Here is a 12,124-nt window from a genome sequence, read left to right as displayed (position 1 = left end):
TTTATTATATTTTAACCTGTAAATCACTTAAATATATATTATCTTTTAATAATTTATAATTTAATATCTCTCAAATTATTATATTTACAACTATTCACAAATAAAAAAGCACTTTCTTCTTCTTAAGAAAGTGCTTTTTACTATTAACTTGTATTTGCTTATATATTTAATATAGTGCTGAATCTATAGAAAATAAAATAAATTATTTTCAAATTTAATTGCTAGAATTAAAATTATAAGGTTTATCATTTTATAATATTATTTTATTGGACATATCAAACAATAACTAAATATAACTTTCTTCCTTCTTTACAGTCATATTTTAGTGTATTATCATTTGTAAGTTCTGTAGCAAATATAGTATCATATTTACCCAAATAGATTAGGACAATTACAATTTTATTTAAGTTGTAGAATTCTCTATATGCATATTTATATTTTCATATGCATATTTTTTCATTTAACTATATCTATATTAACTTAGCCTCATATGTAATATTGGAAATGGATTCCCTTGCCCATCTATTTCAGACCTATCAAACTCTTTAAATCCTAAGTGAATATAAAATCCCACTGCTTTTTTATTTTGTTCATTTACATCAACATATTTTATATTGTATTTATCTATAGCATATAATATTAGTTTTTTTCCAATACCATTACCCCTATATTCATCTTTTATAAATAACATTTCAATTTTATCTTTATCTATTCCCATAAAAGCTTTAATCATGTTATCAACTTTTAAACAAACCATAGTTTCTACTTGTGTCAAACCAATTTTAACTACTGGCTTCAAAGATTCAATATCTTTTTTTGTCAAAAAATCATGTGTTGCTCTTACTGATGATTCCCAAATTTGTAACATCTCTTGAAGCTCTTTTGCACTCCTTTGTTTAACTTCAAAAACTATTTCAGAGCTCATAATAGTCTCCTCTCCATAGTATATTTTAATTACATAGTACAACCTTATGTTAAGTATAATCACAATAAAATTTTATTTTGTAAATAGTTTATTATAATTTATAATCATGTATTTTGGGCAAATAAATTCACTGTTGAATACTAGTTAAAATGCCTCTGATACTTATAAATGAATATTCTTTTTTATCAAAGATAGAAGTTATAAAGGACTATGAAAGCTAATATCATAGTCCTCATTAAGTTTAAACATTGTATATAATACACTTTTATACTTTACTTACATTCAATAAATTTGCTACAATAATTTACCTTAGTTTATACTAAAGGTGCTTCTATTTGAGTAGTAAAAAGGAATTTATGGCAATGACCATCACTAACAGTAGTATTTCCACATACTAAGTGAACATGCTTATTAGTTCCTGGTATATTAATTGCTGGACCTGTTGTAACACATATCTTGTGGAAATGGTCAAGAAAATCTACATTATCATTTATTTTATGAACATGATTTGTTCCGCCATTTATTGGTATAACTTCACCTGTAACTCCTGCAGCACGATGATTATGTCTATCTTCACATTCTTCTGCTAATTTAACACTTTCTGAGTATTCATGGACATGTGTCATTTCTTCATAGTCATTATAGCACTTATTACACTTATTATATTTATAATCCTCATACATATAATTTTTTTCACATTTACAATTTTGACAACTCATTTTTATATCTCTCCTATTATATTATATATTAAGAAATTCCTCTAAAGAATCTCTAATATATACTATGAACTGGAGTCAAAAATGTTCATATTTTGTAAAGTTATGTAATAATTTAATTATTTATCCCAGTATTTAGGATGTACTAGTGTATCTGGTAACTTCGTATTAGAATCTCCCTTTGCAGTATTAATCTGTAATTGTGTAAGGAATACACTATTTTTAAGATTTGCCCCTCTAATATCGCAGTCTCTTAAATCTGCCCCTATCAAATTAGCACCACTTAAATCTGTTTCCCTTAAATTAGCCGCTATAAGAAATTTACCTTTTAAATCTGCTCCTATTAAATTTGTTTTTCTAAGGTCTACTCCTATTAAATCTATACTTTTACTTAATTTTTTCTTATTTTTAAAATTAGAAGTCTTTACAAAGGATTTAGCTTTTTCTAGTACAAAGTCACTAGCTTGTGACAATAATGAATTAACTTTTGTTCGATGTGATATTATATCTAAATCTATTAGTTGTTCTGGACTCATATTAGTTAGCTCATCAGTTTCTTCAATTATTAGATTGAGTTTTTCTTTGATTGAATTAGGTATATCTAATGTAGATGCTTCTTTAAGATACCATAACATTTCATGTAACTGCCTCATAATTAAAAATACTTCAAACATCTGGTTTGCTAATTCTGGCTCTTGTATCCAGTTTTTTCCCTTGTATGTTACCTGTGCTACCTTTTGACCCGAACCAAAGCAATCATACGTAGTACAGCCTCTAAATCCTTGATTTCTAAGATTTTTATGTACAGAACATTTAAAATCTGATTGTAAGTTAGTGCATGGCTTACCTGATTCCTTATCAGCAGGAAAACCTTCTGAAGCAGAAAAATAAAGTGCCACACAACAAAGTCCAAAGCACTTTTCACAATCAATTTTTAAATCTTTAAATAATTGATTATTATATGTATCTCTATGTATAGCTTTCATATTTACTCTCCTTTTATTTTTACATTTTATAATATAAATTAATATTTATTAACAAGTCATTTTTAAACTATTTATACAAAATTACTTCTTCTTAATTATAAGTTAAAGTGTCCTTTATTCCAATAGTATACAGTAATCTATCAATATTAATATTTGTGACAATGCCTTTTTCATGCCAATAGTTTTTGCATCCACAATAGTCTAATATTACACATTGCAGAATAAACTAAAAATTTTTCGCTTTTTATTCTCCAATGTGAATTGATGTTTGTATTGCATCATTAATTTTCTTTTTAAATATATAATCTAAATTTGTCACAAAAAAAGAAAGAAATCATAAGATTTCTTTCTTAACCAATAATATATTCTAGTAATGTACCTTTTTCTATGTGTTTATCCATTTCTAATCTTTCATTTGGGCCAAATGTTATCCATAACTTTGCTTCCCCATTTTCGTCACACCCAACTACTGCTTCTCCATCTTCACTATCTTCACAGCATCTGTATACTATAGGTACTACTTTTTTCATTTCTTCCATTACTTTATTTACATAATAATCTTGTTCTTCACCTTTTAAAAAATAACACATACGTTACCCTCCTAATGAATTTTCTATTACTACATTAAAGTCTTAAATTTATATTTGTATAATAGCTATATAGATTATTTCATAAATACCACAAATTTTTTATACTATGCTTTTTTGACAACAGAAGACTTTAGTTTCATAGCTCCAAAACCATCTATTTTACATTCTATATCATGCCCATCAGATGGGTCATGAATTAAACGTATACTTTTTACTTTTGTTCCTATTTTTATAGATGATGAACTTCCTTTTACTTTAAGGTCTCTGATTACTGTCACAGCATCTCCATCATTTAACACATTTCCATTTACATCTTTAATAATGTTTGTATCTTCTTCTGTATCTAGTTCTAAAGTCCACTCATGAGAGCATTCTGGGCAAACTAGAAGAGTTCCATCTTCATAAGTATATTCTGAATTACATTTCGGGCAATTTGGCAAATTTTCCATATTCATATGTCCTCCATTTATTATTTTTAATTTTATTTTTAAATATATAAAATTTCTTTTGAGCCTATATGATACCACATTATAATTATATTGACAAATATAGCCTTGTACTTATAGTTTTAAATATTTATAAAAGAAAAAACAGTCAATCTGTTATAATCAACTGCTTTTAAAACTAATACTATTTTTTATAAATTGATATTTCAATATCATTACAAAATTTACCTAATTCCTTAAATAAGAACTCTAATATTTCCTATAGTCAACGAAAATATTTTGTCTAAAGTAAAATTTAATTTATGCCCAACATAGTACTTCTTTTACTACTAAATCATACTGACACATAAATATGCTTCCTTTTGATTCCATGTTATAAGAGTCTTATTAATATCTATAGAGTCATAATTACAATACTGCCCAATATGTAATTTAGGATATGTACTCTTAAATCTTTTATTTCCATACAATAACAAATTATCTTCCTTATCAACAACATAAATACATTGATCAATACTATCTATAATAGCCTGGTATTGCTGCATCTGTTGATTTAATTTCTTCTTTTTCTTACGTTGCAAAAATATTGATAGAACTTGAGAAATCAAAGCTAATGTACTGACTTCTTCTTGTGTCCATAGACGTAGACCAGTACATTCATCAAATCCAACAAATCCTCTGAATACCTCATCTTCTCTATATGCACATTGAAGTGTGGAATGTATGTCTTGACTAGAAAACAATTCCTCTAATTCAGGACTTAATGTATGTACATCACGACAATAGAAAACAGAATCATCTTCAAAGAGTTTTTCATAATCTCCATAGTCCTCATAATCAGCATTTTGCAAGTATTCTATTTGAGGAATGATTCCCTCATTACACCATTCATAAGTATTAGAAGTGTATCGACCATCTTCTGAATTTTCAAAGATATAAGCACGACTCACATTAAACTGCTTACCAATAATTTCAAGTATCATATTAATCGTCTGGTCTATATTATCGGTCTGATAAAGAACACGGAATATATAACGTGTAAGATTATCAGAAGATTCGACGTATTTTTTTTCTGAATCAATAGCTGTCCCAAGAGAAGAGTAATTCAATTCTTCCAAGCCTTTAAAGGCATCATGATTATAGATGACATAATTGTTTTTACCCAAACTTTTTGCCTGATATAAAGCCTTATCAGCTCTTGTATACATTTCCTTGAATGTATTACCATCTTTCGGATATATAGAGATTCCAATACTACAGGTTACTTTTACAGAGCTTTTTTCTTTCTGAAATAGATGACGGAACATATACAGCAATTCTTCTGCTTTCTTTTCTGCATCTTTAGTTGAAGAAATGTTCTTCATAAAAATTGCAAACTCATCTCCACCTATTCTGCCAACAACATCACTATCGCGCATTATTTTTTTCATGCCTGATGCCATCTCTGTGAGCACTATGTCTCCAATCATGTGACCTTCTGTATCATTAATATGTTTGAAATTATCTGTATCAATCATAAATAGCGCACCCATAGCATCTAAATTTTGTTCAACATATTCCTTAATCTGCTTTTCTGTTTCAGCACGATTATAAATTCCTGTCAATGCATCTTTCTCTGCTATGTATTGCAATTTCTCAATCTGTTTTCTTTCTTTTGTAATATCAAGTCCTACACTATAAAAAGATGGTATTCCATCCCAACTGTCTTCTCCACTAATATAACATAGAGTGATAGTCCATATACGTTCTTCTTTTGAGCGCGTATATGCTCTTGCTTCAAATACAACATTATCTCCAGACTCTTTTAAATCTTGCGCCATCATCTTCGCACGCTTATAATCCTCAGGATATAAATATAAACATTGGCTATTAAGTTCCTCTTTAAACTGCTCCTTTGTATATTCAATCATATTCAGAAATATATCATTATACCAGAGTATTGTAAGATAATCCCTTGCATCCATTCGAATCATTCCTGCTGGAATAGTTTTCAGGATTGATTCTCTTTCCTGATCTTTTTTTGCAAGTTTATACTCAGAACTGTACATATCATAAGACAACTCTATGCGTGCTCTGTGTCCTTCCCAATTTATCATACGATTTTTAATCATAAATGTTCGCTTCAACTTGGAATTGTAAAACTCCCATTCATATGTCTCATCTTTTTTTAAACATGAATTGGTACAGAATGGACATGGGGAAGTTCTACCTTGAATTACCTCATAGCATTTTTTCCCAATCACCTCATTTGCTGATGCCTGTAGAGTATTACATGACTGTTTATTTACGTACAACAACTCATATGTATCCATATCACTTATATATACATTTCCAGCATACTCTGACATCATCCACTTAAAACTCTCTGTACTTTCTTTTTCCATCTCATATAGTTCATTCTGTCTAATTTTTAACTCATCAATATTTGAATATATGATATAGACTATTGCTTTTCCATCCTCCTGTGGCTCAACTAATATACCAGTCATTATTACCCAAACATATTCTCCATGATTTACTGGAATGCAAGTTTGATATTCTACACTTTTCTTACCATTCTGATAAGCATCTAAAAAATGACTTTTCATAGCTTCAAAATGATAAAGATTATCTTCATAATAATGTCTAAGACTAGAAAAATGAGACAAAAATTCTTTCTCTGTATATCCCAACAACTGATAAAAAGCTGTATTTCCCCAGATAATTGTAAATGAATCATCTAAAATATGCTTACTAACTCCAATATCCATAGCTTTTAGCATGTCCTCTGAAATAACTTCATTATTTGTTACTTTCTCTTCTTTACACATTCGATGTGTCCCAGTATCTTCTTGCTTCATTTTTAATTATCCTCCTCTCTTTATACCCACTTCTAATCTATTGTGCTAATTAGCATAATGATAAAAGTGAATAATCAGTGTGTCAAATTATTTTATTTACAATATTGTTTTATTTAACTTTTAAATTTTCACACATCGTCCAGCTTGAATTCTAAAGGTATGGCTATTGTTGATTTCCCTAATGCTACAACTTCAAAAATTATACAAATTGATTTCTTCTAATTTAGGCAATAGGTTTGATTTATTGCAAACAAAACTTGATTAATTTTATATATAGGGTGGAACTTATTGTTTCTTAACCATAATTTTCTGATATTTATCTAAAATTTGCCTTCTTTTAATGAAATTATATCATAACTTGAACTTTAAATCAGTCCTTTTCTAAATAGAAAAATAAGATAAAACCATTGAAATTATGGAAAAAATAATAGAAAATCATATCAATTTAAATATACTATCTACAGTGTTTTGTATTAACTCTACAAGTCTGATTGACCATTGCTATTTTTAATACGTATTTTTAAATATTCTTCTAAATTATCTTATAAAACTATATGTTTTTCGAGTTAATTATATATTAATATTCATTTTTTTAAACTTAGAGATACTATCTATTCTTAAATTCTTTTTAATATCAATTAAATATATTCTTTGTTTTTTATTCTATGTTATATACTATACACATAAAAACTGTATCTATTACTTATAGTATAGTTATTTGCTATACTTTTAAAAGTAATTTCTTCACTAAAAAATAACCACATAAGTAATTATCTTATATGGTCTATGTTAATTATTCATTATTATAAAGTTTTATTTTTAAGTGTACTACAGTAAATGTACTAAAATTGTTTAATAAATTTATTTTCTTTCTTATCAATAATTAAAAAGTAAGTGGTTATACCTAGATAATTATTATCTAATATAGCATCAGAAAAACTACCTCAATCTTCAACTAAAAGTAAATCTGTAGGTTTAACTTTTTTAAAATTTAATTTATTCTATTTTTTTACATAGTCAAGTATATAACTAATTCCCATACCTATAAAACTACCAACTATCCCCCACATAAAATTACTTGTGACAAATCCAATTGAGATGCCAATTATAAAACCACCTATAATTAAATTATCTGATGGGTCATTTTCTTCCTCATTTTTATCATAATCTGCGATATTATCAGTAGGTAATTTACCTGGTACAATCGTATCTTCAGCTTCAGTTTTATTTGTATTAACTATCAAATCATCTAAAGTTACATTAAATAGATTTCTTAATAGTATTAAATTTTCTATATCTGGATATGTTTTATTGGATTCCCATTTTGATATAGCTTGCCTAGATACATTTAGCATTTCAGCAAGTTGTTCTTGTGATAGATTTCTTTCTTTTCTTAGTCTTTTTAAACTTTCCCCCAAGTTCAACATAATCACCTCATCTCAATTTAAATTATATTTATTTATTGATTTATTCACAAGACTTATATAGTTGCACCATGTTAACTATTAGTTGCATTGCTGAATTTATCTACATTTCAAATAAAAAAATAATAAAGGAGTTGCCTTAAAATTGATTTTTTTCTAATCAAATTTTAAATTCAACTCCTTTTTTGGAATTTTAAATGAAATTTATTTCTTGAAAATAAGCTACTCTTCGTAAAAAAAAAGCTGTTACACATCAATTTATAATTGTTCAGCAACAGCTCTAACTTTAAGCTTTTCTTATATTTTTAATTGTTTCACGAATCTTTCTGGCATTTTCAGCAATATCTTCAACACTACCCTTGGTTAATAACCCACCAAATCCACACACATCAACACCATTTTCCAACCATATATGCAAGTTATCAAGAGTAATTCCACCACTTGCCAATATTGGCATATCAGGTATTGGTGTTTTAAATACCTTTACTAGTTTAGGTCCATAGAAATCTGATATTGGAAAAGCTTTGATAAAGGTAGCTCCTAAACTCAATGCATCTACTGCTTCTGTTAGTGATGTACACCCTGGTGCGTAAGGAATTTGATATCTATTACAAGTTTTTGCTACACCTTCATTGTAATTCGGTGCAATAATGAACTGAGCTCCATGTAAAATGGCATGACGAGCTGTTTCACTATCCAAAACTGTTCCAGCACCCACACAAAGTCTTTTACCATACTTTTTGCTAAGCCCTTGAATGATTTCTCCAGCATTATTCAAGGTATAACTCATTTCTATAACTGGTACTCCACCTTTAATACAGCCTTCAGCAATCTCACATGCACGCTCAAGTGTTTCCACTCTTACAATTGCTAGAGCTCCACATTCTACCATTCTTTTAGTTATATTCATCTTTTTCATACCATTCACCTCTACATTAATCAAAGCATTTTGATTCTTCATTAATTCCAATCCCATTTTACAATACTATATTAGTTATATGTCAATGTGATGTCACTATCTGTGTTATCTATTCTCACAGTTTTTATTGAATAAAGTTTTATAATTTTCAACTACTTGCTTAATTTCTTCAAGCAATTCTCCCATTGGCTCAATTACAGGAAGTCGTGCAGTCCCAACATTAATTCCATTCAAGACAACAGTTTTCTTTATAACAGATGGAATAGTCCCAAATTTTAGGATACGACGAAGTTCTTCAATACTATTTTGAGCTTTTTGAGCTGCTCTTAAATCACCCTTAATAAAGTTATCATAAATAGCAATATCAATCTCTGTTAAAAAATTTGCTGTGGCTGCTACAGCACCTTGCCCACCAGATTTCAAAGTATCAAGAATAAGGGAATCTGAACCTGAAAATACACTAAAGTCTTCATTCCTAGTTATTTCAATATAAGCTTTTATATTATCAAGCTTACCACTACTATCCTTTATTCCAACAATATTCTTTACCTTAGATAATTCATGTACTGACTCAGGTTCAATATTAATTCCAGTCTTACTTGGCATGTTATACATCATAATTGGTAAGTTAACTGCATTAGCAATAGTTTTATAATGTAAAATTAATTCCTGTTGTGTTGGTGTTACAAAATATGGCGTAATAATTGATAATGCACTTGCACCTATTTCTTCCATTCTCTTGGATAAACTTATAACTTCACGAGTTGAATTACCTCCTGTTCCAACAAAAACAGGTACACGATTGTTAGTGTGATTGATAACAATCTTTGCAAATTCAACCTTTTCATCATCTGTAAGCACATGACATTCACCATTAGTTCCTAAAATAAATAATCCATAGATTCCTCTATCAATTAGATAATCAATCAATTCACATGTTGCGTGTGGATTGATATTTTGATTTTCATCAAATGGAGTTATCATTGCACATATAATACCTTTATATTTCATAAAATTATATTCCCTCTCTAATAGACTTTCCAAGACTTCCTCCTGGATGCCACTTTAAATACTGCTTTGCATCAAGACCTTTAGCGTACTGAAGTGCAACACTTAATGATTGTAATACTATAGTTTCAGCAAGAATTGATGCACGAGGAGCCTTATTAAGGCAATCTCCTTCCTGTTTAACGCCTGCAAATAGGAATATATCAGAAGAATTTTTTAAGTATGAATCAACATTACCACTCACCCCAATTATTTTTGCTCCATTTGCTTTTAATGTTTCAACAGTTGCTTTTAATTCTTGAGTTTCACCACTATTCGATATTGCAATAACAACATCACCCTCAAGTACTTGACCACTTGACCCATGTACTGCTTCTGTACCATGCAATACATATGCTGGTGTTCCAGTAGATGAAAGTAATGAAGAAATATACCCTGATACATGACCTGGTTTACCAATACCAGTTACATGCACACGTCCATAACTTCTTTCTGCTTCGAAAATTAAATCACATGCTTTGTTTATAGATACTTCATCTATTGAAGCAATGAACGTTGCAACTTCATTAGATAGATTCTCTAGAAATACAGGTAATGTATTTTCTACCATAGATTTATCCTCCTTAAAATTATAATAGGAATACCTATTATCCTTGTATAATATTAATATGTTTTAGATAGGTTTTATAAATTGTAAAATATTATGTAATATTGAACCAACCACGTTATAATCAATATTAGGGAAAGTTGCTCCTTCTATACCAAGTGTTCCATAAACTGGATATAGTATAACTGGTAAGAATGCAAGAAATAATCCTACAACGAATGAGCCAACAATAGCTCCTCTCCATCCTCCTGATGCATTACCAAATACCGCAGCTGTACCACCTGAGAAGAAACATATATGAGCAGCTGGAATAATTACTACAGGGAATATATTAGGAAATGATGCCATAATAACAATTGCTAATAGACCAGCAGCATATGCTGAGATAAATCCAATAATAACTGCATTTGGTGCGTATGGAAATACTGTTGGTACATCTAATGCAGGACGTGAACCTGGAATATATTTTTCTGAAATAATTACGAATGCTGCAGTTATTTCAGCCAAGAACATACGAACACCAGACATTAATATTGACATACCAGCTACGAATGTAAATGCTTCTATAAGAGGGAATACTAACCAATGTGTTGAGCCAGCAAGTTCCTGAGTAAATGAGTGTCCAGCTTTTAAAGTTGCTACATAGAATAAGATTAACATAACTATAGACAGACCCATTAAGAAATCTCTAAATATTGATAACCACTTAGGAAATTTAATCGTTTCTGTTGTTTCTTCTTTATGCTTTGAAAATAAACGACCAATATAACCTGATAAGCCATAACCAATCATGTTGAAGTGACCAATAGCTTGTTCATCCCCACCTGTCAGTTCACGCATAAATGGTTGACAGAATTGAGGTAATGCAGCAGACATAAATCCTAAGATAGTACCACCCACTAAAATAGTAATTGTGTTATCGAATCCATGTGCTTTCATAATCAAAACTAATACACAAGAAAAGAATAAACTATGACCTGTTGTAAAGAAAATATTTTTGAATCTTGTAATACGTGCAAAAACTAAGTTTAATATGAATCCAAGAATCAATGTACATGAAACCGCAAAACCATATGTACCTTGTGCAAGTGCAGTAGCTGCTTCTGGTGAAGCTATAACACCTGTAATTCCAAAACCTTGTTGAAATAATTTATTGAAGTTCTGTAATGCTCCAGTCATAGCTGAAGCACCAATACCAAATATCAAGAAACCTATAAGTGTTTTTGAAGCTCCAGTAAATACTTCAACAGCTGGTTTCTTTTGAAGAATCAATCCTATAAATGCAACTACACCAAGTAAAACAGCTGGCGTACTCAATAAACTAATAATAAACTCCATAAATAGCCCTCCTTATTCTATTAAATTTTATTTTTCTTTTGATGCAAGAAATTTTTCTAATGCTGTTTTAATTTCATTACGGTCAACAATGTTGTGAATTCCAATTATATCAAATTTCAAATTTTTATTTTTTAACTCTTCAGCAACATCAATTAATGTTTCTACAGCATCTCCATTGAATCCATTTAAGGAGTCTAATGAACCATGCTCTACTTCAATTGGAAAATTATTTTCCTTAATAATTTGTTGAGTCTTTATTTTTAACATCAAACTTGAGCCAACTCCTGCTCTACATGCGATTAAAATTTTATACATAATTAAATCC

12 protein-coding genes are annotated in these 12,124 nt (G+C 29.1%); all 12 read right to left on the bottom strand.

Going from position 1 to position 12,124, the window contains the following annotated elements; genetic code table 11:
• Positions 1–475: 475 nt before the first annotated feature.
• A complete protein-coding gene (locus IC214_RS07315; RefSeq protein WP_227483301.1) occupies positions 476–925 on the bottom strand; it encodes a GNAT family N-acetyltransferase in 450 nt (149 codons plus the stop codon).
• Positions 926–1,239: 314 nt separating this feature from the next.
• The gene (locus IC214_RS07310; RefSeq protein WP_227436462.1) at positions 1,240–1,644 is read right to left on the bottom strand and encodes a YmaF family protein; all 405 of its coding nucleotides are present in this window, start codon (positions 1,642–1,644) and stop codon (positions 1,240–1,242) included.
• Between the two features lie 116 nt (positions 1,645–1,760).
• Positions 1,761–2,627: a pentapeptide repeat-containing protein gene (locus tag IC214_RS07305; RefSeq protein ID WP_227483302.1), complete on the bottom strand. Its 867-nt coding sequence runs from the start codon at positions 2,625–2,627 to the stop codon at positions 1,761–1,763.
• A 350-nt stretch (positions 2,628–2,977) separates the two neighbouring features.
• Positions 2,978–3,217: a hypothetical protein gene (locus IC214_RS07300; protein ID WP_227436466.1), complete on the bottom strand. Its 240-nt coding sequence runs from the start codon at positions 3,215–3,217 to the stop codon at positions 2,978–2,980.
• Positions 3,218–3,321: 104 nt separating this feature from the next.
• Positions 3,322–3,666, bottom strand: coding sequence for a zinc ribbon domain-containing protein YjdM (locus IC214_RS07295; protein ID WP_227436468.1), 345 nt, complete (start codon positions 3,664–3,666; stop codon positions 3,322–3,324).
• A 326-nt stretch (positions 3,667–3,992) separates the two neighbouring features.
• A complete protein-coding gene (locus IC214_RS07290) occupies positions 3,993–6,503 on the bottom strand; it encodes a diguanylate cyclase domain-containing protein (RefSeq protein WP_227831476.1) in 2,511 nt (836 codons plus the stop codon).
• 1,001 nt (positions 6,504–7,504) lie between these two features.
• Entirely contained in the window at positions 7,505–7,930 is a 426-nt protein-coding gene (locus IC214_RS07285) for a helix-turn-helix domain-containing protein (protein WP_227483304.1), read from the bottom strand.
• Between the two features lie 283 nt (positions 7,931–8,213).
• Entirely contained in the window at positions 8,214–8,846 is a 633-nt protein-coding gene (locus IC214_RS07280; RefSeq protein WP_227436597.1) for a ketohydroxyglutarate aldolase, read from the bottom strand.
• Positions 8,847–8,951: 105 nt separating this feature from the next.
• The gene (gene dapA / locus IC214_RS07275) at positions 8,952–9,857 is read right to left on the bottom strand and encodes a 4-hydroxy-tetrahydrodipicolinate synthase (protein WP_227483334.1); all 906 of its coding nucleotides are present in this window, start codon (positions 9,855–9,857) and stop codon (positions 8,952–8,954) included.
• A 4-nt stretch (positions 9,858–9,861) separates the two neighbouring features.
• Positions 9,862–10,464, bottom strand: coding sequence for a KpsF/GutQ family sugar-phosphate isomerase (locus IC214_RS07270; protein WP_227436474.1), 603 nt, complete (start codon positions 10,462–10,464; stop codon positions 9,862–9,864).
• Positions 10,465–10,527: 63 nt separating this feature from the next.
• Entirely contained in the window at positions 10,528–11,799 is a 1,272-nt protein-coding gene (locus IC214_RS07265; RefSeq protein ID WP_227436476.1) for a PTS ascorbate transporter subunit IIC, read from the bottom strand.
• A 27-nt stretch (positions 11,800–11,826) separates the two neighbouring features.
• Positions 11,827–12,114, bottom strand: a complete 288-nt coding sequence (locus tag IC214_RS07260; RefSeq protein ID WP_227436477.1) for a PTS sugar transporter subunit IIB — start codon at positions 12,112–12,114, stop codon at positions 11,827–11,829.
• Positions 12,115–12,124 lie beyond the last annotated feature (10 nt).

It is taken from the genome of Clostridioides sp. ES-S-0190-01, from assembly GCF_020658275.1.
Classification (GTDB): Bacteria; Bacillota; Clostridia; order Peptostreptococcales; family Peptostreptococcaceae; genus Clostridioides.
The sequence above is the reverse complement of the archived record's forward strand: the minus strand, read 5'-3'. Positions and strand labels throughout refer to the sequence as shown.

What these genes read in the sequence shown, in the direction of transcription:
- IC214_RS07315 (WP_227483301.1), bottom strand. Translation starts at nt 925, where the DNA reads ATGAGCTCTGAAATAGTTTTTGAAGTTAAACAAAGGAGTGCAAAAGAG.
- IC214_RS07310 (WP_227436462.1), bottom strand. Translation starts at nt 1,644, where the DNA reads ATGAGTTGTCAAAATTGTAAATGTGAAAAAAATTATATGTATGAGGAT.
- IC214_RS07305 (WP_227483302.1), bottom strand. Translation starts at nt 2,627, where the DNA reads ATGAAAGCTATACATAGAGATACATATAATAATCAATTATTTAAAGAT.
- IC214_RS07300 (WP_227436466.1), bottom strand. Translation starts at nt 3,217, where the DNA reads ATGTGTTATTTTTTAAAAGGTGAAGAACAAGATTATTATGTAAATAAA.
- IC214_RS07295 (WP_227436468.1), bottom strand. Translation starts at nt 3,666, where the DNA reads ATGGAAAATTTGCCAAATTGCCCGAAATGTAATTCAGAATATACTTAT.
- IC214_RS07290 (WP_227831476.1), bottom strand. Translation starts at nt 6,503, where the DNA reads ATGAAGCAAGAAGATACTGGGACACATCGAATGTGTAAAGAAGAGAAA.
- IC214_RS07285 (WP_227483304.1), bottom strand. Translation starts at nt 7,930, where the DNA reads ATGTTGAACTTGGGGGAAAGTTTAAAAAGACTAAGAAAAGAAAGAAAT.
- IC214_RS07280 (WP_227436597.1), bottom strand. Translation starts at nt 8,846, where the DNA reads ATGAAAAAGATGAATATAACTAAAAGAATGGTAGAATGTGGAGCTCTA.
- dapA (WP_227483334.1), bottom strand. Translation starts at nt 9,857, where the DNA reads ATGAAATATAAAGGTATTATATGTGCAATGATAACTCCATTTGATGAA.
- IC214_RS07270 (WP_227436474.1), bottom strand. Translation starts at nt 10,464, where the DNA reads ATGGTAGAAAATACATTACCTGTATTTCTAGAGAATCTATCTAATGAA.
- IC214_RS07265 (WP_227436476.1), bottom strand. Translation starts at nt 11,799, where the DNA reads ATGGAGTTTATTATTAGTTTATTGAGTACGCCAGCTGTTTTACTTGGT.
- IC214_RS07260 (WP_227436477.1), bottom strand. Translation starts at nt 12,114, where the DNA reads ATGTATAAAATTTTAATCGCATGTAGAGCAGGAGTTGGCTCAAGTTTG.